Source organism: Microcoleus sp. D3_18a_C4, assembly GCF_036702415.1.
Taxonomy (GTDB): Bacteria; Cyanobacteriota; Cyanobacteriia; order Cyanobacteriales; family Microcoleaceae; genus Microcoleus.
Window position 1 is genome coordinate 1 of sequence record NZ_JAUBTI010000074.1, and the last position, 26,515, is coordinate 26,515.

General features: G+C 46.4%; 24 protein-coding genes and 1 pseudogene. 14 read left to right on the top strand and 11 right to left on the bottom strand.

Translation table 11 applies throughout. The features are described 5' to 3' along the window. Positions 1-70: 70 nt before the first annotated feature. A pseudogene (locus QUB16_RS24345) lies at positions 71-821 on the top strand (transposase); the annotation flags it as partial. A 285-nt stretch (positions 822-1,106) separates the two neighbouring features. Here QUB16_RS24345 and QUB16_RS24350 read toward each other — a convergent pair. The 4 genes from QUB16_RS24350 to QUB16_RS24365 all read right to left on the bottom strand — a co-directional run bounded on the left by QUB16_RS24350 (position 1,107) and on the right by QUB16_RS24365 (position 3,040). Then, complete coding sequence (locus tag QUB16_RS24350; protein WP_333320142.1) at positions 1,107-1,445, bottom strand: type II toxin-antitoxin system PemK/MazF family toxin; 339 nt, start codon at positions 1,443-1,445, stop codon at positions 1,107-1,109. Further along, the gene (locus QUB16_RS24355) at positions 1,432-1,656 is read right to left on the bottom strand and encodes a ribbon-helix-helix protein, CopG family (RefSeq protein ID WP_333320099.1); all 225 of its coding nucleotides are present in this window, start codon (positions 1,654-1,656) and stop codon (positions 1,432-1,434) included. The genes QUB16_RS24350 and QUB16_RS24355 overlap by 14 nt, the downstream gene beginning before the upstream one ends. A gap of 205 nt (positions 1,657-1,861) precedes the next feature. Continuing rightward, positions 1,862-2,794, bottom strand: coding sequence for an AraC family transcriptional regulator (locus QUB16_RS24360; protein ID WP_333320101.1), 933 nt, complete (start codon positions 2,792-2,794; stop codon positions 1,862-1,864). An 84-nt stretch (positions 2,795-2,878) separates the two neighbouring features. Beyond that, positions 2,879-3,040 (bottom strand): hypothetical protein, encoded by a 162-nt coding sequence (locus tag QUB16_RS24365; protein ID WP_333320103.1) that lies wholly within the window; start codon positions 3,038-3,040, stop codon positions 2,879-2,881. Between the two features lie 113 nt (positions 3,041-3,153). Between QUB16_RS24365 and QUB16_RS24370 the strand changes: the two genes are divergently transcribed. Next, positions 3,154-3,927 (top strand): fatty acid desaturase, encoded by a 774-nt coding sequence (locus tag QUB16_RS24370; protein WP_333320106.1) that lies wholly within the window; start codon positions 3,154-3,156, stop codon positions 3,925-3,927. 130 nt (positions 3,928-4,057) lie between these two features. Here QUB16_RS24370 and rph read toward each other — a convergent pair whose 3' ends face one another. After that, a complete protein-coding gene (rph, locus tag QUB16_RS24375; protein ID WP_333320108.1) occupies positions 4,058-4,777 on the bottom strand; it encodes a ribonuclease PH in 720 nt (239 codons plus the stop codon). A gap of 130 nt (positions 4,778-4,907) precedes the next feature. Then, positions 4,908-5,474: a nucleoside monophosphate kinase gene (locus QUB16_RS24380; RefSeq protein WP_333320109.1), complete on the bottom strand. Its 567-nt coding sequence runs from the start codon at positions 5,472-5,474 to the stop codon at positions 4,908-4,910. Between the two features lie 356 nt (positions 5,475-5,830). Here QUB16_RS24380 and QUB16_RS24385 point away from each other — a divergent pair, with 356 nt between their 5' ends. Next, positions 5,831-6,358, top strand: coding sequence for a P-loop NTPase family protein (locus QUB16_RS24385; protein WP_333320111.1), 528 nt, complete (start codon positions 5,831-5,833; stop codon positions 6,356-6,358). A 128-nt stretch (positions 6,359-6,486) separates the two neighbouring features. Here QUB16_RS24385 and QUB16_RS24390 read toward each other — a convergent pair whose 3' ends face one another. Both QUB16_RS24390 and QUB16_RS24395 read right to left on the bottom strand, forming a co-directional pair. Further along, entirely contained in the window at positions 6,487-6,750 is a 264-nt protein-coding gene (locus tag QUB16_RS24390) for a hypothetical protein (protein ID WP_333320113.1), read from the bottom strand. A 496-nt stretch (positions 6,751-7,246) separates the two neighbouring features. Next, the gene (locus QUB16_RS24395; RefSeq protein WP_333289691.1) at positions 7,247-8,746 is read right to left on the bottom strand and encodes a GUN4 domain-containing protein; all 1,500 of its coding nucleotides are present in this window, start codon (positions 8,744-8,746) and stop codon (positions 7,247-7,249) included. A 610-nt stretch (positions 8,747-9,356) separates the two neighbouring features. Between QUB16_RS24395 and QUB16_RS24400 the strand changes: the two genes are divergently transcribed. After that, the gene (locus QUB16_RS24400) at positions 9,357-10,808 is read left to right on the top strand and encodes a hypothetical protein (RefSeq protein ID WP_333320115.1); all 1,452 of its coding nucleotides are present in this window, start codon (positions 9,357-9,359) and stop codon (positions 10,806-10,808) included. A gap of 47 nt (positions 10,809-10,855) precedes the next feature. Here the strand turns inward: QUB16_RS24400 and QUB16_RS24405 are convergent, their stop codons facing one another. Next, positions 10,856-11,023, bottom strand: a complete 168-nt coding sequence (locus tag QUB16_RS24405) for a hypothetical protein (RefSeq protein WP_333320117.1) — start codon at positions 11,021-11,023, stop codon at positions 10,856-10,858. Between the two features lie 552 nt (positions 11,024-11,575). On the opposite strand from QUB16_RS24405, the gene QUB16_RS24410 reads away from it, so the two are divergent. The 10 genes from QUB16_RS24410 to QUB16_RS24455 all read left to right on the top strand — a co-directional run bounded on the left by QUB16_RS24410 (position 11,576) and on the right by QUB16_RS24455 (position 24,587). Beyond that, positions 11,576-14,401, top strand: coding sequence for an ATP-binding protein (locus QUB16_RS24410; RefSeq protein ID WP_333320119.1), 2,826 nt, complete (start codon positions 11,576-11,578; stop codon positions 14,399-14,401). Then, entirely contained in the window at positions 14,398-15,792 is a 1,395-nt protein-coding gene (locus QUB16_RS24415) for a response regulator (protein WP_333320120.1), read from the top strand. Before QUB16_RS24410 ends, QUB16_RS24415 begins: the two co-directional genes overlap by 4 nt. Before the next feature lie 71 nt (positions 15,793-15,863). Further along, complete coding sequence (locus tag QUB16_RS24420; RefSeq protein ID WP_333320122.1) at positions 15,864-16,013, top strand: thiamine S protein; 150 nt, start codon at positions 15,864-15,866, stop codon at positions 16,011-16,013. Continuing rightward, on the top strand, positions 15,991-16,380 hold the full coding sequence (locus QUB16_RS24425; RefSeq protein WP_333320123.1) for a hypothetical protein: 390 nt from the start codon (positions 15,991-15,993) through the stop codon (positions 16,378-16,380). The genes QUB16_RS24420 and QUB16_RS24425 overlap by 23 nt, the downstream gene beginning before the upstream one ends. Positions 16,381-16,634: 254 nt before the next feature. Continuing rightward, entirely contained in the window at positions 16,635-17,102 is a 468-nt protein-coding gene (gene rimP, locus QUB16_RS24430) for a ribosome maturation factor RimP (RefSeq protein WP_333040953.1), read from the top strand. A 293-nt stretch (positions 17,103-17,395) separates the two neighbouring features. Continuing rightward, positions 17,396-18,679 carry a transcription termination factor NusA gene (gene nusA / locus QUB16_RS24435; RefSeq protein ID WP_333320125.1) on the top strand — a complete coding sequence of 428 codons (1,284 nt, stop codon included), beginning with the start codon at positions 17,396-17,398 and terminating at the stop codon, positions 18,677-18,679. Positions 18,680-19,114: 435 nt separating this feature from the next. Continuing rightward, the gene (locus tag QUB16_RS24440) at positions 19,115-19,429 is read left to right on the top strand and encodes a YlxR family protein (RefSeq protein WP_333152294.1); all 315 of its coding nucleotides are present in this window, start codon (positions 19,115-19,117) and stop codon (positions 19,427-19,429) included. A 382-nt stretch (positions 19,430-19,811) separates the two neighbouring features. Continuing rightward, positions 19,812-23,000: a translation initiation factor IF-2 gene (infB, locus tag QUB16_RS24445; protein ID WP_333320126.1), complete on the top strand. Its 3,189-nt coding sequence runs from the start codon at positions 19,812-19,814 to the stop codon at positions 22,998-23,000. Between the two features lie 407 nt (positions 23,001-23,407). Further along, entirely contained in the window at positions 23,408-24,121 is a 714-nt protein-coding gene (locus tag QUB16_RS24450) for a low-complexity tail membrane protein (RefSeq protein WP_333320128.1), read from the top strand. A gap of 241 nt (positions 24,122-24,362) precedes the next feature. Continuing rightward, positions 24,363-24,587 carry a hypothetical protein gene (locus QUB16_RS24455; protein WP_333152289.1) on the top strand — a complete coding sequence of 75 codons (225 nt, stop codon included), beginning with the start codon at positions 24,363-24,365 and terminating at the stop codon, positions 24,585-24,587. A 625-nt stretch (positions 24,588-25,212) separates the two neighbouring features. Here the strand turns inward: QUB16_RS24455 and QUB16_RS24460 are convergent. Together QUB16_RS24460 and QUB16_RS24465 are read right to left on the bottom strand one after the other, a co-directional pair. Continuing rightward, the gene (locus QUB16_RS24460) at positions 25,213-25,788 is read right to left on the bottom strand and encodes an alpha/beta hydrolase (RefSeq protein WP_333320129.1); all 576 of its coding nucleotides are present in this window, start codon (positions 25,786-25,788) and stop codon (positions 25,213-25,215) included. Between the two features lie 335 nt (positions 25,789-26,123). Continuing rightward, positions 26,124-26,432: a DUF3493 domain-containing protein gene (locus tag QUB16_RS24465; protein WP_333205267.1), complete on the bottom strand. Its 309-nt coding sequence runs from the start codon at positions 26,430-26,432 to the stop codon at positions 26,124-26,126. Between the last annotated feature and the right edge of the window lie 83 nt (positions 26,433-26,515).

A 26,515-nucleotide genomic window follows, 5' to 3' on the forward strand; every position in this document is an offset into this window, starting at 1 on the left:
GAATTTAACAGGCTTCTCAATTCACATATCATTTCCCGTCTGTTTTGTCAACTCCTGATACTGAACCGACGCCCTAGAAGGTCTGAATAAAAAGCAGTATAAAACCTTGCTAGTGCTCACAGAAGTCTATCGTCAACAGCAATGGTTATTTGATAATAATCAACAGAGTATTGAGGATAGAATAGTAAGTTTAAGCCAACCCCATATCCGTCCCATAGTCAGAGGAAAAGCCGGAAAAAGCGTAGAGTTTGGGGCAAAACTATCAGCCAGTTGTTTTGAAGGATATGTATTTTTAGACCGGATGAGCTGGGATAATTTTAACGAATCAGGGGACTTGAAAGCCCAAGTAGAAGCATATCATAGGTTCACAGGATATTATCCAGAGTCCGTTCATGCAGATCGCATTTACCGAAATCGGGAAAACCGAGCATGGTGTAAAGAAAGAGGAATTAGAATGAGTGGGCCGCCATTAGGAAGACTCCCAGCAAATGTGAGTAAATCAAAAAAAAAGCAAGCTAAAGAAGATGAGAGAATTCGCAATGCGATTGAGGGAAAGTTCGGACAAGGTAAACGAATATTCGGTCTAAATCGAGTGATGGCAAAACTTGATAATACATCGGGTACAGTTATGGCAATTACTTTTTTGGTCATGAACCGATGCTTCCTGGTGGCGCCGGGTTTTTTGTGTGTTTTTATGTCTATTTGGAAAAAAAACACCTGTTTTTAGGTTAAAGATAATTTACAATTATAATTGGGTGGAATCGATACATAAAAACCTATCTTTAGTTGAGTTTGAATATATCGATCGCTCCTGTTCTTAGTTTGCGATCGATTATTCAGCAAACCCTATGTAGGGCGCGAGGTTTCTCCCCACTTTCCTTTTTTGTCGCCATCTGAGATTATCAGATTTTTGCAAATGCAAGAAAATGTGGGTGAAACATCGATGATGCGAGGGTTTAGGCAGTGGGTGAGGAGTCAAATTCAGTCAGGGGAATGAAGGAGGGCGATTCTCTACGGGATAGATCCGCTTCACGCTCTTTTTTAAACCGATACTATCGCACAGGCGGGACGCCCGTGCCACGAAAAAAAACGCCTATATATCACAGTTAATCGACATTTAAATGCAGTTTGAGAGCAGCATTTACCAACTGCATAATTTCCTCACTCAAACTTCCCACTGCATCGCTGCTAATTCGCTGTTTAGAAATAGTCCGTACTTGCTGTGCTTGTACTTTAGAAGGTTTGGATAAACTGCTATCCTCTGGATTTAGCAACACCTCGAAAGGGTAGACGCGGGTTACATTAGAGGTAATTGGTAGAATTGTAACTGTATTGGCAGCACGGTTATTAGCGTCATTGCTCACCACCAATACTGGACGGCGTTTATCTATCTCAGAACCAACCGTAGGACTTAGATTAGCGTAGTAAATTTCACCACGTTTTATCTGTCAATCCATCGGCAACTGTTAGATCCCAAGCGGAGTCTACTTCACTGGATGCTTGTCGGTAAGCAGATTCTAGTTCTTGATTCCGCAGCAATTCTAAAGCGACTTCTATTACTTGGGATCGCGAGTTGCATCCTTTAGCAATTTTGTAGCTTTCAATAAACTTTACTAGCGATTGTGATAAGGAAATGGATATTTTTTCAGCTTGCATTATCTTAGCAATTGGTAATTACAAAGATTTTTACTCAATTATAGCACAAGCAGTAAACCAGAGTAAACCACACTATTTACAGGGCGATTTACTTCGGGATAGCGCGGCTTCACGGCTTGAACCGATATTATCGCACAGGCGGGACGCCCGTGCAACAATGGAGGCGGATCGATCAAATGGCGCTCGCGCTTTTACATTTTTGCTCTCATCCCCGCCGATAGATTCCGGGTGCAATTCCTGTAGCAGATCGAAAATGCTTGTTGAGATGACTTTGATTGGAAAAACCGCAAGCAAGGGCAACTTCAGAAATCGACAAATCCCGGTTTTTTAGCAGTTCTTTCGCGCGTTCGACTCGCTGCTGAATTACATATTGCCACGGGGAAACGCCCATCGATTGCTTGAACAGAGCACAAAAATAATAGTGACTTAAATTGAGTTCGGCGGCAATGTTTTCTAAACTAAATTGAGCATCGAGGTTCGATCGAATATAGTCGATCGCGCTTTTTAACTGAAAATCGGACAAACCGCCTTTGTAGGTACGCACAGTGGCGGGAGCGGTGCAGTAATGACGGAGTAGGTGAATCCCAAGTAAATTGGCGAGGGATTCGGTGTAAAGCCTACCGCCCAAACCATCGTTCGTCATTTCAGAGAGGAAAGAACGGGCGATCGTTTCAAGTTGCGGATCGCGATCGAGCAAAACACTTCGCAGTTCAAGTTTGTGGGGATTGAGGCATTCAGTTGTAGCAGCGATGTCAGACAAAAAGTCTGGAGGCATTGTGAAGGCTAGAGCTTCATCTGTAGTTTCCCAAGCCCAGAATGCAGGGATTCCTGCTGGCAGGAAAAAAAAGTCACCAATGTTGTTAACACCATCGTACTCTTTGTTCTCAAATTGGTTGACTTGTCTGTTACCGTGACTGAGACTGACCAGCAAAAAATGATTGGTACTAGGCGCAGTTTCTAGCTCACTTGGTGGATTGATTAAATAATTGATTGCCAATCCACCCACTCGAATAGGTGGTGTCGATCTAAATTCAGCGATGATATCTAATATGTCGCGAGTCTGTTCAGCACGTTGCCCATTCGATGAATGTGATGACTCGTTCGATCGAGATTGTGAGTGGCGATCGCTCTCCTGCATAATTACTCTTTTCCCGTGCTAGCGGCTGAAGTTGGCGCTCACCCAATCAAACAGCCGTAAGTTTTTCGATAATTTCCCAAGATTTTACACCAATCTCTCGATTCTGCACAGTAAGGTCGAGCGCACAAACCGACAAGCATCCGGCATTACGCGCATGAAGGGCTGCTGATAACTCAAGTCTATCTGTTCGATCGCACTTGACAGCCAGAATTGAGGGCGATCGCAAGAATAGACAAATTTTTCCACAAGATTAGAAAAGACCTGCAAAGGGACAGCCTTTTATACTTGTAAAGTAACTGTTAATTAAAAAATCTTCCATGACTATTGCTACTGCAACTAAACCCCGTATTGAATAGCCCATGATTCTCTTTTTGGTTGCCGTTCACCTGTTAGCCTTGCTAGCTTTTTTACCTAGTAACTTTAGCTGGGCAGGGCTTGGCATAGCACTCTTTTTACACTGGCTTACAGGAGGAGTGGGAATTACCCTCGGTTTCCATCGGCTAGTCACCCACCGCAGTTTCCAGACGCCTAAGTGGCTGGAGTATGTGCTAGTTTTTTGTGGGACTTTATCGTGTCAAATGGGTCCAACAATATGGGTAGGATTGCATCGGCATCATCATGTCTATTCCGATCGTGAGCTGGATCAGCATAACTCTAATCGTGGTTTTTGGTGGAGCCATATGGGCTGGATGCTCTATGAAGTAGCTGCCAAAAAAGAGGTAAGCCGCTACACCAAGGATATTGCCAACCAACCGTTTTATCAGTTTTGTGACAAATATTATCTCGTCCTCCAGGTAATCTTAGCAGCTCTCCTTTATTTAATCGGTGGCTGGTCTTTCCTGATCTGGGGGATTTTTGTGCGGTTGGTACTGGTTTATCACTGCACCTGGTTTGTCAATAGTGCCACCCATAAGTTTGGCTACCGTACTTATGAGTCCAGTGATCGCTCAACCAATTGCTGGTGGGTTGCCCTGTGTACTTATGGCGAAGGTTGGCACAACAATCACCATGCTTTTCCCCATTCCGCCCGCCACGGTTTCACATGGTGGGAAATTGACTTCACCTGGATGATGATTCGGTTTTTAGAAATGGTCGGTCTGGCGTGGAAGGTACGCCTTGCTGAAGGGAAATAGGGTTTGTTAAGTCGTGCTTCTAGAGCTGTTTCTAGCCTTTTGGTAAGAACATAGCCCTATAGTTCGACCTGTAAATTATTAGGTGATGTTACTCAACTATTATACCTGACCAAAATTGAATTAGATTTACCTACTCAACTAAAGCCTGCCGCTGAGCCTCCAACAATTCCTGAATCCCAGTTTCTGCCATATCCAAAATTTGATTTAACTGACTCCGACTGAAACTTCCCTCTTCCGCAGTTCCCTGAATTTCAATAATATTCAAATCTCCATTCATTACCACATTACAATCAATTTCAGCCGCCACATCTTCAAGATAATTCAAATCTAAAAACGCCTCGCCTTCCAAAAGCCCCACAGACACGGCCGCCACTTGACGAATAATGGGCGATCGCACCAAATCACCTTTTTGCACCAACTTGTTCAAAGCATCAGCCACAGCCACAAACCCGCCAGTAATTGAAGTCGTGCGAGTCCCAGCGTCCGCTTGCAAAACATCCGCATCGACAAGTATGGTGCGTTCTCCCAATAGTTGCATATCCAAGCACGATCGCAAACTGCGCCCAATCAACCGCTGAATCTCTTGAGTCCGTCCCGATAATTTCATAAATTCCCGCTCTTGTCGCTGCGGTGTAGATCCCGGCAACATTCGGTATTCCGCTGTCAGCCAACCTTGTCCGGTATTCTCCAGAAATCTAGGCACTCCCGGCTTGATTGTCACGCTGCAAAGTACCTGAGTATCGCCACTTTTCGCCAGTACGGAACCGCTAGCAAATTTGGTAAACTGTCGATCGAAACTAATCGGACGAATTTGATTTGGTTGTCTGCCATCTGGACGTTGGAAAGACATAATATTTAGGTGATTGGTAATGGGTAATTGGGCAGGAAAAATTTAAAATTGGGTCTTAATCTTCCGGTTCTTTTGACCGGGTAAATATGCAGTCATTCAATCTAAAATCTAAAATCTAAAATCTAAAATCTTATGCCGATTGGCCCTTAGCCTCGATTAATTTGAGAATATCCTGCTGGACTTGTTGTGGGGATTGATCGCCATCAATAGTTAACAGTTTGTTGCGGTGTTCGTAATACTCTAAAAGAGGAATAGTGCGTTCGTGGAACAAATCCAGCCGACGCTGTAAAATTTCAGGATGGTCATCCGATCGATCGCGCTCGATCGACCTACTCAGCAAAACCTCGATCGGCACTTTCAGCCAAACAGCCCAATCTAGCTCCTGCGCCAAATCCTCTAATAAAAAATCCAACTCCTCAGCTTGAAAAGCCGTTCGCGGATAGCCCTCCAACACCCAGCCATTAAAGACATCCCACAGCAGCAGTCGGCGGCGAAAGAATTCAATCATAGTTGCGTCGGGAACTAATTCCCCTCTTTCGACATAAGACACCGCCAGCTTGCCTAAATCTGTGTCTTCTGCGATCGCCTCCCGTAGAATGTCCCCCACAGCCAGCAAAGGAAGGCTCAAATTGCTGCACAGTAGTTCAGCCTGAGTTCCCTTTCCCGCTCCTGGCCCTCCCAGAATCACCACTCTCACAGTCCCTGCTCCTAGTGCCGCGACATTCAAATTTTACGCGATGTGTGTACCTTTTCTTAAAAGCCCTGGACGAAGCCAGACTCTCATCACCTTGGTTTTTCACCCTATAACTGTATAAATGTCAAGCTCCACGCCGTATTTTGGTAAAAAACCCCGTTTCTGCCTAAGTGCTAATTGAGTTCAAAAATCGAACAAACGACTGCGAATGCCACTGCCGCTAGCTTTTGAGAACTTATATATCTAGTGTTCGATCCGATGTGCACTCGGCCCAGTACACTATATATTGTTAAGCAGGCTTCAGCCGCGTCAAGGTCGGAGCTGCACTCAAGACTTAGTTGCTGATTAAATATTGCCCTATGGTTGCTCAGTTACAAACCCCTAAACTCAATTTAACCCACAGCTTGCCCTACACAGTTCAAGGGCTGGTGCAAGTCTTTACAGGCCCGCACCGCTGCTTTTTTACCAGTGTCATGGCTCAAGCCCTCAGAATTGCAGGACAGGGAGCTCCCGTGCTAGCGGTGCAGTTCCTCAAAGGGGGAATTAATCAAGGGCACCAGCATCCGGTGCGGCTGGGGCAAAATTTAGATTGGGTGCGCTGCGATTTGTCACGCAGCATTGAGAATGCCGATTTAGATGAGCTGGAGACGCGATCGATCGAACAATTGTGGCAGTATGTTCAAAATGCGGTGCGCGAAGGTCGTTATTCCTTAGTTATTCTCGATGAATTGAGTTTAGCGGTTAATTTGGGCTTGATTCCCGAAGCCGAAGTGGTGGCATTGATTGACAACAAGCCGCATCATTTGGATATGATTTTTACCGGGCCATCCATGCCGCAAAGAATTTTGGATGTTGCTGACCAAATTACTGAAATTCGCCGCAGTTAAGGACAATGATTCAAGTTGCGATCGCCATTTTAGCGATCGCATTTTTTATGTAAAAAAACAGTATCTAAAAAAAGAGGCGATCGCTTAGCTCAAAGAGCGATCGCACGCCGATCAATTTACCAGCGACGTTACGATTGAACTACCGGATCGAACACAACAGTCAATCGATCCGCCGGCACCATCCGCTTGAGAATTTTCAAGTGACCGTCTGCATCAGACCAACTGCGAAACTCACCCACAACCACCTTTTCCACATTGGGAAGCGAGCGAACTATAGTCCACGGCTTGAGACGTTTTTCTTGCAACATACTAAATAAATCTCCTTGGTAAATTGGAGGCAAAGCCAGTGCCCCGGGTTGGCCACCGCCGAGGACTGGCTTTTGACTTTGCAAACTTGCCCTTCTCTAAGAACATAGCACAAAAAAAAGGGTTTGGGATTATATCTTATTTTTCGCTTTTTTTAGAGATATTTTCTACATAACAGATGATTAAACTCAAAATTTATTAACTCTTTAATTCCCAACTCAAAACTATTTCATGACTAACACTTGGACTTCGCTTCGGGTGCAGCCTCACTAATAAATTCTGCCTTCTACCTTCTACCTTCCTTTTACTGATACCAATTTAATGTGAAGTTGCATATATTTCGATCCCCCTCGCATCCCCCTTAATAAGAGGGACTTTGACCAAGCTCTTGTCCCCCCCTTAATAAGGGGGGTTAGGGGGGATCAGATTCTATGCAACCTCATATAAAATTGGTATGAGATATTGCACCATTCTCAATAAGTTTTTTATGAACAGGCTTTTCGGCCTGTTCCACAAAGAGTGAATTTTCTTGTGGAACAGGCCGAAAAGCCTGTTAAGCGAGAATAGTGCAAGATGTGAGTTTTACAAATCCCGCCGCGACAGCAGAAACCAAATCCCACCCAAACCCAAAACACCGCACAAAACCCCGCCTTCCCACCCAAAAACAGTCCCCCCCGGCAAATGTCCAGGCTTTGCTTTAGAAGTAAAATTCAGCTCAGAATAGTATACCCACTGGCTGTTAACCCGCCAGCCCACTCGATCGCCAAACTTCTCCCAAACTGTAGCATCATAAACACCAGGCTTTCCCCCCAACTTGAGCCACAAACCCTTTTGCACAGAAAAACCGAATCTGCGGTGACTGTGCCGCACCCAAAGTTGATCGATAGTCTGCAAATCCTTAGCTGGAAACTTCCTAATATCTTCCTCACTCAAATAACCCCGTGAATTTTGCTGCATCACCTCCAGCATTTTCACAGAAGTTTCCTCATCCGCACCACGCCAATTTTTAGCAGCCAGCAGCCTTGCCAAGTGAGAATAATCAATCCCTTTTTCGGACTCTAAATTTACAGAAACTAACGCAGTATCAGTCACAGGTTGAGTCGGAACCGAAGGACTAACAACAGTTGCCTGCTGCGACTTTTCCAGCACTGGGACAACAACAACAGGAGGTTTTAAAGCATCCAAAACTTCCACAGCCGATTTGTAGCGATCTTTAACATATTCCTGAATCAACTTATCCAAAACCTGACCTAAATCGTCGCTAATTTGTGTTCCTTTTGGCAAAGCCTCCCTCCAAAGCCACCGGCCTTCAAGCGGATCGTAAAGGTCATCGTGAATGTCCCCGTAGATATCCAGATAAGGCATAACAGAAGTCAGCAAGCGAATGCAAGTCACCCCCAAACTGTAAAGGTCGCTAGCAGGAACAGCCCTACCGTGACGCTGTTCTAGAGCCGCGTAGCCAGGAGTTCCCAACTTCGTTCCTGTTTTGGTCGGAGCAGCAGCTACTACCTGTTTAGAAACCCCAAAATCTATCAGCACTAACTTACGATCGCGAGCTCTGCGGATCACATTCTCAGGCTTAATATCGCGGTGAATTACATTTCGGTCGTGAACAAACTTCAATAAAGGCAACAAATCTAACAGCAGTTCGCAAGTTTTAATTTCGCTATAAGCACCGTACTTATCTAACTCATCCTTTAAATTATTGCCATCAATAAACTCTTGGACTAAATACAAGCGCCCATCTTCCTCAAAATAAGAAATTAACTGAGGAATTTGCGGGTGCTTCAGTTCGTATAACCGCCTTGCCTCTTGTTCAAACAGTCGAACATATTTTTTAAAATGACCGGGCTTCCGCTGAAACTCTTGAGGGGGTGACAACTGTTTGATCACGCACAATTCCTCAAATTTTCCATGATTAACAGCTCGGAAAGTCCTGCCAAATCCCCCATCGCGCAGCGGTTCAGTTGCTGCATAAAGGTCTTTTAGCAGCAGCTTTGAACCACAATTAAGACAATACTTTGTGCCTGGTGGGTTCTGACGCTTGTCTCTTGGGCAATCGAGATTAAGGCAGTATGTCATATATTAAAAAAATGCGAACAAAATTATAGTCAGGGTTTTATATTATTCAAGAGTCCGATCGCGAGCTGGTTTTTGTAGAGGCGAAACCTCGAACCTTACGGAGGCGGCAGCCACCTTCGCCATCAGAGGAGGCGCTCTCGCCAGACTGCCCCTGAGCAAGTATAACTCTCTTGAGGGTTTGACCTCAAACTCGAAGTCCTCATCTAACCTTAGACTCCGCTGCGTGCAATACATTTGATTTAGCGGTCAAAGAGCCACCAGATCAAACAGAAATACTAATTTATTACCAGCCCCGTGAGTTCTGCAAGGCAAAAAAAAACTGAGGATTCCGCCTGAGATATAATTTTATTGCCAGAGAGAAGCACACTAAGGGGAGCCACAGCTTCCGTCAAGTTCGATCGACCTTAATATTTTAGCAGTATAATTTTTTATCGAACCAAGCCTAATCAACAGTCCAAAAATATCCAACAAACGCACGTTAAAATAAATACTAGCTTCCTCGATAGCAATCCGAGCTCGATCAGACACTTAGCCCGTTTTCCCTGTTTCCTTTTTTCAGCTATTACCAGTTACATCTAATTCGATCGGTCTACTTAATTAGGAACCGCTAGTGACACCAAAACTACTGCCCTCTCCAACTCCCAACTCCCGCAAAAAATCACCAAAAGTACCTTGGTTCGAGCGGTTCATGGCACTGGTCGCCCTGGGAAATTTAAGCCTAGTAATATTTGACATAACTTACGTGCCCGGACGAGATTTCTACTTCCGGCAACTGCCAGTTCTAACTCAAGTATACGACCCATTTAAAGGAATTAAACCCCACCGAGACACCCAGCAATATCTGGAAACCTTAGAAGAATTAAAAATTCAAGTAGTGCAAACAGGGTTGCCATCTCCCCAAGTAGCAGCCAAATTGCAGGAAATAAACAATCTGAGCGCGAAAATGATCGACGAAGATCCCTTTCGAGTAGCATCAAAAAGTGGCACCCTAGAAAAAATAAAAGACCGGATGCGCGATCGCGTCCCGAATCCGCAAGACTCCGCTAAACAATCATTCCAAAGATTCTGGAGCCCTAACTATTTAAACCAACAAGGCTGGCAAAAAGAAATCCAGTGGTTTGACTCCAAAATCAAGCCATTAATCGCCACCAACTATTACCGCGAGATCGGAGACAACGGCGAATTCACCGATAACTTCTGGCTAATTGACCTGCCATTCATTGCCATATTCGCGATCGAATTTCTAGCCCGTACCTACTCGATCAGCCGCCGCCACCGCAGCGTCACTTGGCGATCGGCCATGCTCTGGCGATGGTACGACATCTTCCTGCTGCTCCCATTCTGGCGCCTGTTGCGAGTATTACCCGTCACAATTCGCATCCACCAAGCCAAAATGCCGGATCTCCAACCCATACGCACCCAAATCAGCCGAGGTTTCGTCGCCAACTTCGCCCAAGAATTGACCGAAGTTGTAGTAATTCAACTCATCAACCAGATGCAACAATCAATTACCACAGGCGAACTCGCTCGTCAACTCTTTAAATCCCCAAAACAGCGCTATCTAGACATCAACAATATCAATGAAATAGAAGCGATCGCCACCCATCTAGTGCAAATAACCGTCTACAAAGTCCTCCCCCAACTCCAGCCCGACCTAGAAGCCCTCCTCCGGTACAATATTGAAAGCTTCCTCAAACAATCCCCCCTCTATCAAGGATGGAAGCAAGTACCCGGCCTGGGAAACCTGCCCGAACAGCTAGCACAGCAATTAGTTGCAGAACTCTCAAAATTAGCCACCCTCGGCCCCCAAGATGCCTACGAAGCCTTCAAAATCGCCACCGAAGACCCCATCGGCATGAAACTCTCAAGCCAGCTAGTCCAACATTTCGGGCAAGCTTTAGGAACCGAACTGCAACAGCAGCAAACCTGGCAAGAAATACAACTGCTGCTGTGCGACTTCCTAGAAGAGTTCAAAATCAACTACATTCAGCGGTTGAGCGAAGAAGACTTCGAGAAAATTTTAGAACAAGCCAAAGAACTGCAACGGATAGCCCCGCGTTAGCGCAAGTCTCCACCGCTTTACTGATTTTTTTCTTCCCCAATTAGCAATTAGCAATTACCCTGCTGTAACTCCTGCACATGAAACTTGCTGGAATTGTAAAGTTTCATGTGCGATCGGCATTCTCTACGAGAGTCATCTGCAGGGTTTTGCCTCACATCTTCAGCGCGGTAGTGAGTTAGACCGCCGTTAGGGTTCTCAGCGGCCTGGCGTGTCATGTTTTTAGCGAGAAAGGTCAATCGATTTTAGATTTTCGATTTTAGATTTGAGATTGAAGCATTGACCCCACCGATAAATACGTTCGGCAAGTTTCATCGGATACAGGTTTTTTATTTCTGGACGAATGAATCACGTGGCGGGTATCCTGGATGCTTTCGGTCAGTTTTTTTAGACGTACATTATATCAATTTATATGTAAGTTTGATGAGATTATACTTTTTAGAGTCAATCTGTAAAGTAAAGTTAAAAATTACTAAAAATAGCTCTAAACCAAGTAATCTATTAGATATGATTGCTAACTGGTTTCCTAAAGGCTAAAAAAATTTACCAAGGCTAAAAAAACTAAGGCGCGTCAGTATCTTTCGTCAGCTCTTATTATACCACTATCAGAGAAAACACGTAAGTAGCCATGCTTGTTTAAGCAAGTTACTGTCTCAAACTTTTCACTAACTATTATAGATTGCTTTTCAATATATATTTCCTCAGCCTCATTTCACTAAATCCACTGAGATTTTTCAGCCAACTCGTTACCCCAGGAGTAACACCAATAAATGTCACAGACCTCTGCAACCACTTTCCTGTCAAACCGTTATAAAAAAAAGGTGTCCCTGCGCCTGATTTTAGTATTCCCATTCGTTCTGCAAATATTTGCTGCCGTCGGGCTGACAGGCTGGCTATCCTTACGCAACGGGCAAAAAGCAGTCAACGAAGTTGCTAGTCAGTTGCGGAGTGAAATTACGGCCCGCATCCAGCAGCAGCTCAACACTTACCTAGACACAGCCCCTCGCGTCAATCAACTGAATGCCAATGCCCTTCGCCTAGGATACTTAAATCCAGACGAATTGGAGAGTATGGAGCGCTATTTGTGGGAGCAAATTCAAGCCTTTCCTTCTCTCCCCCAGATGGGTTTTGCTACTAAAACGGGAGAGTTCATTGCCATTGAACGCCAAGAGAATGGCCAAGTAGTTTTTAAAATAGCAGACAAAGAGCATCGGAATGAACTTCATATTTATGAATCTGATAGCAAAGGCAATAAAACGAACCTCTTAACAGTCTCCCGCAACTACAATATACTCAGCCGTTCATGGTATAAAGACAGTGTACGCTTAGGCAAGCCCACATGGAGCGAAATTTTTTCGATTGTAGGTCAGAAAACCCTCTCGCTTCCTGCCGGACATCCAGTGTATGACGAAAGTGGCGAACTGCGTGGAGTATTCGTTGCTAATTTATTGATCTCTTTCCTCAGCGACTTTCTGCAAAGCTTAAAAATGGGTCGATCGGGACAAACATTCATTATGGAACGTTCTGGACTCCTAGTAGGCAGTTCAACTCTCAAAGAAGCCTTTATCACCAACAATGGCAAACTCGATCGCCTGAATGCTTTAGACAGCACAGATGATTTAATTCGGCTGACAACAGCGCATTTAAAAGAACACTTTGGCGACCTCACTAAAATTAATAGCTCTCAGCAATTGGATTTTACGATCGCCGGCCAGCGGGAATTCCTCCAAGTTATGCCCTTTCAGGATAGCCGAGGATTGGACTGGCTGATCGTCGTCGTAGTCCCTGAAAGCGATTTCATGGATCAAATTAACGCCAATACCCAGACTACCATTTTGTTGTGTTTGGGAGCCTTGGGGCTGGCTACCGTTTTGGGAATCTTAACCGCACGCTGGATTACCAGCCCGATTCTCCGTTTGAGCGCAGCTTCTAGGGCGATCGCAAGTGGCGACTTAGAGAAAAATGTGCAGGTAAAAGGCATAGAAGAACTAGAAGTCCTGGGTCAGTCTTTCAACCTTATGGCACAACAGTTGCGCGAATCCTTTGAGGCGCTAGCCAAGACCAATTCCGAGCTAGAAATCCGAGTAGAAGAACGCACCGCCGAACTCACGGAAGCCAAACAAATCGCTGATACTGCAAACCAAGCTAAAAGTGAATTTTTAGCGAATATGAGTCACGAATTGAGAACGCCACTCAATGGAATTTTAGGATACGCTCAAATCCTAGAACGCTCAAAAACGATGGCTCCGAAAGATATCCAAGGCATCAGTATTATTCACCAGTGTGGTTCCCACCTGTTAACCCTGATCAATGACATCTTAGACCTCGCTAAAATTGAAGCCCAGAAATTGGAACTGTACGCGAAAGATTTCCATTTTCCTTCCTTTTTGCAGGGAGTCGCGGAAATCTGCCGCATCCGAGCCGAACAAAAAGGAATTGCTTTTGTTTATCAACCCAGTTCGGAAATTCCTGCTGGCATCTACGCTGACGAGAAACGCTTGCGACAGGTACTAATTAACTTGCTGAGCAATGCAATTAAGTTTACCGACTCGGGACGAGTGACTTTTAAGATAGAACATCTGGAAAAGGGGACAGGTGAAAAGGTACAAAGCCATGACCAAAAGCCAGCCTCACCAATTCACAAAATTCGGTTTCAAATAGAAGATACTGGCGTTGGTATGACACCAGAACAATTAGAAAAAATATTTTTGCCTTTTGAACAGGTAGGAGACAGCAAGCGGCAGGCGGAAGGAACCGGACTCGGTTTAACAATTAGCCAGAAAATTGTCGAAATGATGGGTAGTACAATCCAAGTAAAAAGCCAGTCAGGAGTCGGCAGTGTTTTTTGGCTAGATTTGGATTTACGGGAAGCTGCAGACTGGGCAAATACAACCACGATTGCCAAGCAAAGAAAGCTAGTTGGGTACCAAGGTAGAAAACAGAAAGTTTTGGTTGTGGATGACAAATGGGAAAACCTCTCGGTGATTGTCAATCTGCTGGAACCGCTCGGCTTTGAAGTAACCGAAGCTAAAAACGGTCAAGAAGGTTTAGAAAAAGTAGAAGAGTTGAAGTTCGATTTGATTATCACTGACTTGGTGATGCCAGTGTTAGATGGCTTTGAGATGATGCGCCGTATCCGAAATTTGTCACACTATAAAGATGTGGCAATCATTGCTTCATCTGCCAGTGTATTTGCTACCGACCAACATAAAAGTTTCGAGAGGGGAGCCAACGATTTTCTCGGTAAGCCAGTGCAGGCAGAAGAGCTATTTGAGATGTTGCAAAAGTATTTAAAACTTGAATGGATATATGAGGAACAAAAGCATGAAAAAATCAGCACTATTTCCTTTTCCTCTGATCCTAAATCACTTTCTGAATCGAAATCTGTAGTTGCTCCCCCCCCAGGAGAAATAGAACTTTTATTTGAAATGGCGATGAGAGGCAACGTGAAAGGAATTGTGAAGCGCAGTGAGCACCTAGAGAAATTGGATCAGAAATTTGTGTCCTTTGCTGTTGAGCTGCGCCAGTTAGCCCAAGGCTATCAGGTCAAAAAAATCAAAGAGTTTATTACATCCCACAGGATAGAAAAAGAATGAAGGCAGCAAATATTGAAACAAGTAGCATCTTAATCGTCGATGATAATCCTAGCAATCTGGACGTGCTTTCTGAAGCTTTAGCGGGTTTTGGATGGGAAATATTGGTAGCAACTGATGGCGAAACTGCCATCGAACAGGCTGAATATACTCAGCCGGATTTGATTCTGTTAGATGTAATGATGCCAGGAATTGACGGGTTTGAAACCTGCCATCGCCTGAAGGAAAGTCCGTTGACGAACGAAATTTCGGTAATTTTTATGACGGCTCTTTCTGACATAGGAGATAAGATCAAAGGCTTTAATCTAGGGGCTGTGGATTACATTACTAAGCCCTTTGAACAAAAGGAGGTGTTAGCTCGCGTCAACCTCCATTTAAAACTGCGTTCTTTGACTAAAACTCTCGCAGACCAAAATCTGCTTCTTAAACGGGAAATTGAAGACCGGCTCGCAGCAGAAGCAGCGTTACATCAGCTCGCGCAGGAGTTAGAAAAACGGGTGGAAGAACGAACGGCTGAACTTTCTCAAGCTTTGGATAATCTTAAAAAAGCTCAGGTGCAAATCGTTCAAAGTGAAAAGATGGCTTGTCTTGGTCAACTTGTAGCTGGGGTAGCTCACGAAATTAACAATCCAGTTAGTTTTATCTCCAATAATATCCCTATTGCCAAGGAATATATTGCCGATTTGATCGAGATGACTCGGCTTTGCCAGCAGCACAACGTTACTTCGACATCAGAATTTGAGGATAAGTCCCAGGAGATTGAGTTAGATTTTATTGTTGAAGATTTGCCAAAAATTATTGATTCAATGGCGCTAGGAACAGAGCGACTTTACAATCTTTCTATGTCACTGCGTAATTTCTCTCGCTTGGATACATCGGCCCTAACGCCCGTGAATATTCACGATGGGCTAGAGAGTACCTTATTAATTTTAGGGCATAGACTGAAATCTAAAGGAAGTTTCCCAGGAATTGCAGTGATTAAGGAGTATGGGGAATTGCCGCTAGTAGAGTGTTATCCGGGGCAACTTAATCAGGTATTTATGAATATATTGGCGAATGGAATTGATGCTTTAGAAGAGTCTACGATCAGTTGTCCGCTGTGCGGGGAAAAGAAACAGAGCAATGACACTCCACAGATTCGGATCTGCACTGAAATGCTTCAGGATGACAGAGTGGTGATTCGGATTGCTGATAATGGGGTTGGCATAACTCAGGAAGTAATGCAGCATTTATTCACGCCGATGTTTACTACTAAATCAGTAGGTAAAGGGACAGGTTTAGGTTTGTCTATTAGCCGTGAGATCGTAGAACGAAAACATGGTGGTAAGCTGACTTGCATTTCCTCGCCCGAATGGGGGGTAGAGTTTGTAATTGAGCTTCCTATTCAGCATTAGTAATGGGGATTTTTTAGGGTGAATCTTAGTAGGGCTATTTTGTCAATATATAGTTAATCTGGCGATCGCCCATGTCTAATCTACCAATCACCATCACTGTCAAACTCTTGGCCGCCTATCAAGAAGCAGAGGGCTTGTCCGAAGAGAAATTAGAATTTCCCAAAGAAACTCCCGTATCGCAAGTCCTAGAACGCCTGAGTGACCATCGCCAACAGTTCTAGGGGCGATCGCACATCTTGCACCATTGTCAATAAGCTTTTTAGGAACAGGCTTTCCGGCCTGTTCCACAAGAAAATCTACTCCTTGTGGAACAGGCCGGAAAGCCTGTTAAGCGAGAATGGTGCAACATCTCAGATCGATCGCACCCGCTTGGGTATCAACCAGGAATTTGCCCTCGCCCCACCCCACTCCAAAACGGTGATGAAGTCGTCCTTATTCCCCCTGTCAGCTCTCCCCTTCTGCCCTCGGACAGTCCGCCGAGGGCGATCGGTTTGTCACCGGGCGGGCGATCGAGCTAAACTGAGAACTGAGGCCTCTCTTCGATCGGAAGAAGTCCTCAAACTTCTTGGAAGAAATTGTTTTACCTAGGAGTGGGTCAAGCCCACTTTTTTTGTTGCATTAGTCGCAGGAAAAGAACTCAGGGCGTCTGACTTGCAAGTTGAGGACTGATTTAGTAGGGGTAATCCCCCCGCTTGAGATCCCTGCTGGGATGTTGGGTAAGTCCCAAAGTTGAAGACGAAAGTCGCAGCCACCTAATCAAACCACCTCAAAACCAAGCAATCTCAACAACAAATTTTTCCTTGCCGTGTCCGAGTTTAGGAGTTTTAACTTAAGTATTCGATATGACTCATCCCCTAATCCCACAAATCATTGACTTAGCTACCCCCGTTGCCGAAACACTGGGATTGGAAGTAGTGGGAGCAGTGTTTCACACCAACCAAAATCCTCCCGTCTTGCGGGTAGACATCCGCAACCTCCAACAAGACACGGGTTTAGCCGACTGCGAGCGCATGAGCACAGCCCTCGATGCCGAGTTAGAGGCAGCCGACATCATACCCGATGCCTACGTGCTAGAGATTTCCAGTCCCGGAATATCCCGATTGCTCAGCAGCGATCGAGAATTTATTACCTTTAAAGGTTTCCCCGTGACAGCCAAAACCACCGAACCGGACTCGCGAATCAAAGAGTGGAAAGGACTACTCCTGGGCCGGGATGAAACAGCGGTTTATCTCAATCAAAAAGGGCGACAGGTTAAAATTCCCCGCCCTCAGATTGTCAAAGTTGAACTAGACGAAGGAAAGGAGATGTAAAGGGAAATTTTGAGTGTTGAGTTGTAGGGGCGGTGCCCCTGTGCCCGCCCGATTTGAGTTTTGCGATTGCCTCGCAGCAAGCTGAAAACGCTTGGCTGCGAGTTAATTTTTAACAATCACATCTGTAGCAGCGGGATGAATAGGAACAACAAAGAAATTGTTACAGCACCTAGCTTCCTTAATCCTATTCAGTAACTCATCACTCCTCTGTCATCACTCTTTCTCGAAAATTTCCAAGTACCAATTACCGATTACCAGTTACTTATTACCACAGCAAAAAAGGAGAGTTTTATATGTCAATGGTTCCCCTGCCCGGACTAAAAGAAATGGTCGAAGGCATTAGCAAAGAACGCAATTTACCCAAACACGCCGTCCAAGCAGCCTTGCGAGAAGCCCTGCTCAAAGGATACGAACGCTACCGCCGCACCCAAAAACTGGATCACTTCAGCGAAGAATACTTCGACAACTTTGATGTAGAACTAGACGCCGAACAAGAAGGTTTCCGCGTTTTAGCCAACAAAACTATTGTCGAAGAAGTCATCAATCCCGATCACGAAATCTCACTTTCCGAAGTGCAAGAAGTAGCCACGGAAGCTCAACCGGGTAGCATCGTGCTCGTAGACGTAACACCAAATCAAAAAGAATTTGGTCGCATGGCAGCGATCCAGACCAAACAAGTTCTCGCTCAAAAACTGCGCGACCAACAGCGCAAAATGATTCAAGAAGAGTTTAAAGATTTAGAAGAAACCGTTCTTCAAGCAAGAGTGCTCAGGTTTGAGAGGCAGTCGGTAATTTTAGCAGTTACCAGCAGCTTCGGTCAGCCCGAAGTAGATGCCGAACTCCCTAAGCGCGAACAGTTGCCCAACGACAATTACCGGGCAAACGCTACATTCAAGGTTTATCTCAAAAAAGTAGGCGAAGGCTCAACTCGTGGGCCGCAGTTACTTGTTTCTAGAGCCGACGCAGGTTTGGTGGTTTACCTGTTTGCTAACGAAGTACCAGAAATAGAAGACGGGGTGGTGAGGATTGTCGCCGTAGCCAGGGAGGCAAATCCGCCATCCCGGCACGTCGGCCCCCGGACTAAAATAGCAGTTGATACTCTCGATCGCGACGTAGACCCTGTAGGAGCCTGCATCGGAGCGCGGGGATCGCGGATTCAGGTAGTAGTCAACGAATTGCGCGGCGAAAAAATCGACGTGATCCGCTGGTCTCCAGACCCAGCAACTTATATTGCTAACGCTCTGAGTCCCGCTAGAGTAGATGAAGTGCGTTTAGTTGCTCCAGAAGGCAGGAGAGCTCACATTTTGGTCGCTGAAGACCAACTGAGTCTCGCCATTGGCAAAGAAGGTCAGAACGTGCGCCTCGCAGCCCGCCTAACCGGTTGGAAAATCGATATCAAAGATATTGCTAAGTACGATCGCGCTGCCGAAGACAGCAAATTGGCAGCAGAAGCAACTAGGCTCGAAGAACTAGCAGACGACTACGACGCAGACGAAGCAGGCGACTACGACGAGGAAACCGCAGAATTTGAGCAAGAGGAGGCAGCCGCCACGGAGGAAACCGAAGCCGCTGTCTAAAAACGGTGACATTTACCGAAGAAGAATTCAGAATTCAACAGCCAGAATCCAGAATGGGTTCTGTGCGACAGGATGGAGAATCGAGGTTGAAAGCCCCCGATTTTAATCGTGGAACACCAAAAATTTTTTCCGTAACCCTTACCCCTGACTTGAGGCATGGCGTATTTTGAATTCTGAATTCTGTCTTCTGACTCCTTGTCATAAGATTTTCTATCTTCGGGAGACAAGGAGGACTTGTCCCCTACTCGCTCCTCTCCCCCCAGGGCGGTTTCATTCTCAGGAAAACCGCTATTTTGACTCTTGTAGTGCCAAGAATGCCTACCCCCCCACAGACGATTTCACAGGCCTTTGGGACATGGGGCAACCACGGGGGGATTGCCCCGGAGCGAGAATGAAACAGCCCTGCCTCTCCCCCTACTCCCCCTCTGACAAGAAATGAAACCGAACTACCGGTGCTGTGCAAGTTGTCGAAAAATAGCTCCTAAGGAAGCTTTTTGGCGAGTAGTCAGGCTCTATCCTTCTCATCAGGTACAATTAGATCGTGGCATGGGCCGTTCTGCTTACCTTTGTCGGGAAGCAGAATGCCTCAAAGCAGCTCAGAAAAAAAATCGACTTGGGCGATCGCTCAAAGCGTCTGTGTCTGACGAACTGTACCAAACACTTTGGCAGCGTTTAGCCACATCTGACTGTACATCTTACTCTGGCCTAGCCGGACGAAAAACCGACAATAGTTCGGCATCGACTGTATAAACCCTCTTGGCAGCCCTACCAGTAATTACCGGTAGCGCCAGCTATAAAACCCCAATCCGATCTGCCCACCAGTCTGGAAAGATTTGTGTCAGATTAGATAAGGGTAGGGTACTAGCAGAGGTATCCTCAAGGTGGAAAGGCAAACTTTGAAGCTTGAGAGAGTGGGTTTTGCCAAAACTCAGACTTCGGAGTTCCAAGTTCCCAAACAGACTTGAGAATTCTTCAACCGCAGACTTCAGCGAGTTGCATCTTCTAGATAAAATTGCTGAGCGAGTACCAAAACCCCGATTCCTGACACTGAATCAATCACACCGAATGATGTCGTCATTAGCACAAAAAATCACAATGTAAAAACTGGTTGGCACAAAAGAGGGCAGAGTGGATGAACAACGGCAAAGTAAGAATTTACGAATTATCACGGGAACTAAATTTGGATAATAAAGACATCTTGGCAGTATGCGAGCGGCTCAATATTTCAGTCAAGAGCCACAGCAGCACAATTACAGAATCCGAAGCAGAGCGCATTCGCAAAACGGCGGAAAAATACGTAGCCAGTAGCCACTCTTCCCCCGGCAAGCCAGCTCCACCCGAAAGAGCAGCAGCGCCATCGAGAGAATCTGGCCCTCACCCTAACGACCAACAAAAAAAGCAGCAAATTTTAGAAATACGCAGTCCAAAAGTACGTCCGGCTGGTGCCTCCTCCCAGCCTGCAGGGAACGAGGAGAACAAAAACCAGCCGGCGGCAACCGTGGCAACTCCTCCCAAGTCGCCTGCAGCTCAACAACTCCAGCCTCCAGCTAAACCGAATATCAATCGACCTGTACTGTCGAAGCCAAATGTCGCTGTGTCGGCGGCTCCGTCAGAAATAGTGTCGGAAACAGTGTCAGAAACAGTTTCGGAAACTGTAGGTGCGATCGCCCCGGAAACAACCGCCCAGGCTCAGGCACCTGCGGCACCTCAACCGCCGTCGGAAAAGGCTCCCGAACGCACCAAGCAACCGCCGATCGCCCCCCCTGCGCCGTCGGCAAAACTCACGTCGCCGCCAGTCAGAGGGGCGTCCGAGTCCGCTAGCCGTACCCCACAAAATCTGGGAAACAAGCCGGTACTCAAACTTGCAAAAACCGAGCAAGAGCAATCAGGACAGTCAGAAACTCTGGAAGCGCCGGCTAAACCGAGCCGCCCCAGCAGACCTGCACCGGGAGGTACCGAATCTCGCGACGCGCAAAGACCGCGCCGGGAAGGCGCTGGTGGGCCAGTCAAAACTCCACTGGCCGCTCGACCCCAGCCCGGTGGCCCGCGCCGGAGCCTTGCCCCCGCAACGTCAGCTACCGGGCTGCGTAGCCGCGGCGGTGACACCGGAGCGCTAGGGGATGACACTGATGACAATGAAGAAGATAATACGCCGTTGCTGGAGATTCCTCTCCTCGAAAGGCCCTCCCTCCCTCGTCCTGCCAAAAAGACATCGGTCATTTGGGAAGAAGATGATGACGAAAACTCAGATGCTGCAAAAGCTGCCAAAGCTGTTAAGGCAAAACGTTCTCGCCTCAAACCCATAGACGAGGATGACGATGACTTAGAAAACGGCTTGGATCTGCCAGCACCAGTCACGGTCAGCCTGTCCCTAGCCCGCCCAGCGAAAGCGAAGGGACAAGCAGCACCCAAGTCAACACCAACTCCGGGCGCACCCGGAAGCAGCGGAAAAAATAAGAGACCAGGCCCTTCTCACGATAAAAGTTCTTCAGGTTCGAGCGGGGGACGCGGCAACCGGGGCAAAACAGCCGAAGCTAAGGTAGAACGTCCAGAAAAGCTGCTGCTGAGCAGGCCGATGACCGTTCAAGAACTAGCAGTTACTCTGGCTGTTCCCGAAACCGAAATTATTAAGCGGCTTTTCTCTAAAGGAATTGCGGTAAATATTACCGAAACCCTGGACATTCCAGCGGTGAGGATGGTAGCCGAAGAAATGGGCGTAGAGGTGGAAACCCCAGAAAAAGTAGCCCCAGCTATCAAAGTGATCGAGATGCTGGACGAAGCGGATTTGGAATACCTCGAACGCCGTCCCCCAGTAGTCACGATTATGGGTCACGTGGATCACGGTAAAACTACCTTGCTCGACTCGATCCGCAAAACCAAGGTGGCTCAGGGAGAAGCTGGGGGCATTACCCAGCACATCGGTGCTTACCACGTGGATGTGGTACACGAAGGCAAGAGCCAGCAGGTGGTATTTTTGGATACGCCCGGTCACGAAGCCTTTACAGCGATGCGGGCTAGGGGAACACGGGTTACGGACATCGCCATCTTGGTGGTGGCGGCGGACGACGGCGTGCGACCCCAGACAATTGAAGCGATCAGCCACGCGAAAGCGGCGAAAGTGCCAATTGTCGTGGCTATCAATAAAGTTGACAAGGAGGGTGCTCAGCCGGAACGGGTGAAGCAAGAGCTTACTGAGTACGGCTTGGTCGCAGATGACTGGGGCGGCGATATCACGATGGTTCCAGTCAGCGCGATCCGAGGCGAAAACCTGGATACTCTGTTGGAAATGATTCTGACAGTGGCGGAAATGGAAGACCTCAACGCCAACCCCCACCGACCGGCTAAGGGTACTGTGATTGAAGCTCACCTCGACAAGGCAAGGGGGCCGGTGGCAACTCTGCTGGTGCAGAACGGCACTCTGCGAGTGGGCGATATTGTGGTCGCAGGCTCGGCTTTGGGCAAGGTGCGCGCCATGATCGATGACCGGGGCGATCGCGTAGAACACGCAACTCCATCCTTCGCGGTGGAAGTGCTAGGGCTGCGGGAAGTTCCTCGCGCCGGAGACGAGTTTGATGTCTTCGCAAACGAAAAAGAAGCTGCGGCGATCGCAAGCGGAAGAGCTACCTCCAGACGAGATTCACGCCTGCTGCAAGGCGGCCGGATCAGCCTCAGCGGCTTCTCTCAACAAGCTAAGGAAGGCGTTCTCAAGGAACTCAACTTGATCTTGAAGGCAGATGTCCAAGGCTCCCTCGAAGCAATTGTCGGCGCTCTGACTCAACTTCCTCAAAAAGAAGTTCAACTGCGACTGCTGCTATCTGCTCCTGGGGAAATTACAGAAACGGATATTGACCTCGCTGCCGCCAGTAATGCTGTAATTATCGGGTTCAATACTACTCTGGCCACCGACGCTCGCCTCGCGGCTGACCAAGCTGGCGTAGACGTGCGGGAATACAGCATCATCTACAACCTCTTGGATGACATTCAAGGGGCGATGGAAGGCCTGCTGGAACCCGAATTGGTGGAAGAACCTTTGGGTCAAGTCGAAGTGCGCGCTGTCTTTGCGATCGGTCGCGGGGCTGTGGCTGGATGTATGGTACTCTCTGGCAAAGTCATCCGTAACTGTAAGGTGCGGGTGCGCCGGGGCAACAATGTCGTTTATGAAGGTGTCCTCGACTCCCTAAAACGGATGAAGGAAGATGCCAAGGAAGTCAATTCTGGCTTTGAATGCGGCATTTCTTTGAGCGGGTTTAGCGACTGGGCGGATGGCGATATGATTGAAGCCTACCGGATGGTTACTAAACGCCGGACTCTCTCTCAATAGTTTTGAGTTGTGAGTGTTGAGAGGGAAGAGAATTTTTGAGCGATCGCAACCAAATTGCCGATCGCTCGCAACTATTCTCTTCACTCAATACTCCCAAACTCATCTGACAGTTGACAGTTGACAGTTGACAGTTGACAGTTGACAGAAAGAAGAAGGAAGAAGGAATTAAGAACTTCCTAATCGTCTTTACCCTTGCTTAAAATTTAAAATTCGCTCCCTCAAATAAGAATTACCGAAATAAACCAGATTTCTGCTTGTAAGTCCTCGGTTTGATAGCTAAATATTTACTCCTGGCATCGGATTTCAGAGTCAAGAGTGCATCCCAAAATCTCAAAATCCAAGATTCAAAACTCCTAATTCAAAACTCATAATTATTTAAAGTGCGTTCTTTTTGGTCAGATCCTTTCTTGTGGATTCATCTTTCTGGGGCGGCTGCACTGCCGATATTCCTAGGAGTGTGCTTACTGGGACTCGCAGTGGGTTCTCCCGTGCTCCCTGTCTGGTTAGAAATGTTTTTAGTGGCTGTAGCAGGTATTGTTCCTGTGCTGTGGATGCAGTGGTTCCGCCCTTTTTACATTTTTAGTATTTTAGTTGTGGCGGTGAAACCGCAGAATTTAACTTCTGTGCAGCACCGGCTTCTGACTCGGTTTAAAACTAAGTTAAATCAAGGAATCGCTCTTTTTATCGCTGTTTTGCTGGCAATAATTTTGTGGCAACTCTACCGATTGGCTCCCCTCGCGGCAACGGTTGCTCCCTTTCCTCCTTCCTGGCGAGTGGCTGGATTGTTGTTGGCAGTTGCTGCTTTTTTAGCTAGCAATTTGTTTTTGCAGGTGTCGGCTAGTGTCATGGCGGTTTTGCTGACGCCGGAATCAGAATTTGCAGCGACAAAGCCTCATGTTGTAGAAAAAATTAGGCAGGATTTTACGATCGCACCTTGGCAAGTCGATCGACTTTTGCCGGCTTTGGCAGCCGAGACAACTGCCGCTGTGGCTGCACCTGTTGAGTCAATTGGGCCAGCATCCGGCATAGGCAATTCGTCAGCCGGCAGTGTTGTCAACCCAAAGCCTGCTGACACCAACGGCGTTACATCCCTACCCGAAGAGTCGATCGAAAAAAAGTGAAATAAAAAATTAATAGGGGGACAATTGTAGTTTAAGCTACTTTAATTTGTACAGATGTATGCTGTGAAAAAAATAGGTAAGGCCCCTCTTCTGATAGAGATTATTAATAGTCTTAATATTTAATTTTTAATTGCAAGTTGTGGAGATTTTAGGTTGGCTCTTTGGAGAGAAGAATCTATAATAGAGAGTGTCAAGGTCAGCTTTCAATCCTTACAGGGGATTAAAACAGAGGTATAACAATATGGCGAATTATCTACCGATCGCACAAGAACCTCAAGCCGCCGAGCCGATCGAGCTGTGCGAAGATTCTGAAATCTGGGGCAGTCTCAAATCCGCGATCGGCGCAAGTTCAGGATTTCAACGCTGGCAGCTAGAACTCAATTTTGAGCGTCAGCAGCAAAATGCCACCATCGATCAGCAGGTTCGTTCCTATCTGCGGGAAACTTTAGAAACTTTGGCTTATTGAGTACCCTAAAACCAAATATTGTCACGGTTTGTGAATTTTATAGCCCAATTCTGCTGGCATCCCCTCCAATATGCTAAGTGAGTGCCGATAGTGAGTGTCGAGAGTGAGTGTCGATCGGAACTTCGGGCATCAAATTGCAGGGGACAGTATTTCTCGGCGTTGCTGATTTACGGTATGAAAGGCTAAATATGCCAGTCATAGAAACCAGTATCCACAAAGCTTCGGCCTTTTCAACTTATTTTTTTCATACCCTAATTAAGCAACGCCCAGCAAGCCCTATTTAAATTAGTCACTCATCTCCAAATATTTGATTTTCCCAAGCTTTTTAACTATGGTTGTTTCTCACAAATCATTGAGGATTGCTATACTTCAGGAGCAACTTTTCGTAAACTCTCTAACATCTATCCTGAGATAGATTTGACAGCGAAGTTATATGATTTTAGATTTTAGAATTAGGAATGACTGATTCCCGTCTGGTTTGAAGCTGGCCGGCAGTTAGATTTGGTTTTTAACTCGTGTCAAAATTAGGCAAATTTTGTACAAAAAAAGGTAACTCCCCTGTAGATGCAGGTTCAGGAATATTCTGCGATCGCTCCAAGCAATCAACCGTCCTTGACCAAATCCACTACAATCGAGGCAGACGAATCTTGTTCAAAATGTCTTGCAGCCGTTCGGAAACGCCGCCCAATTGTTCTGACAAAGCTACAAGTTTGCCGTAAGCTTCAACTAAGCGATCGCCCTCAACATAAACTTCTGGAGTAGGATAATTCTTCATCGCTTCCAGCATTGTAATCTCGTTATCATTAGTTGCAGACAGCACCAAGGCAGATCTCAAAGCTTCTCGATTGGCATTCCCAGAAGGAGTGCGAATTACCTGACCCACCTCATCAAGAATTATTTCCCCAACCTTACTGTTAAGCGTCCGATCCAAAAAGCTTTGACTGACTTTTACTGGTCTCGTCAGACTGTTGCGAACCGCTTCGGGGTCTTTTTTTGCTTTTCCCAGCAGCATTTCTAACGCGGGCGACATTTTCCCAGTTTCTGCAAAAATTTCTAATTCGCTGACGGGTAAAGTCATTCGGATCGCACTGTATTTGAGCACTACCTTTTCGGCAGCCGCCGCAGCATTGCTGTAAAATACAATTCCCGCGCCTGCGGCTAAAAATAGTGTCCACCGCCCTTTGAAAAATGACTTGCTCATAGTAAAATCTCCCAAAATCTTTTTCTAATTCGACTGTGACACATCTACCAATTTCCTGCTCCTAGCAAAATGCCTAACGCCAGCTCTTCTATCAGTGAAGGCTGGCGCTGGGCTTAAATTTATTTTATATATTTAGGGTCTTTATGAAAGCTGACCCCAATTGAACGAATGACAAGCGGTTTATGATTAGGGCCTTTAAATTTGCTGACCCCAATTAAAGCCACATTCTTAGTATTACAGGGATCGCTGGGAAACCACGATTTCATAATAATTTCTTTATATTTATAACTTTTCCTTGCCTCAGATAGATTTTTGTCTCGATTTGTAAATTTTTGTTACTTCGACTTCGGGGATCGGCCCTCGGCGCGCTGTTCCCAGCGAAACAGGAACACCATCAGGGCCACAACTCCGACTTGGAGGGCAAAATTAGGCAAAGCAGAACCAATTTCCCGGCCAGAGGCAATTTTAGCGAGGAAAACCAAGCCGCCGATAAAGCCCGAAGCGCCACAAGCTACGTAAACAAACTGTCGCAGAGGCCGATAGGGAGTGGCCATTTCTGCGGTTAAACGCTCGTATTGTTGGCGGCTGAGGTTGCGGGGGTTTTTTGGGATGTATGTGCGATCGTCCGAATTGGGGGCTGGCATAGATTTAGAAAATAAGTAAATTAGGATTGGGCCACAAAAACCGGGTTTCTACCAAAAATCCTCTGGCTTAGGTAGCAAATACT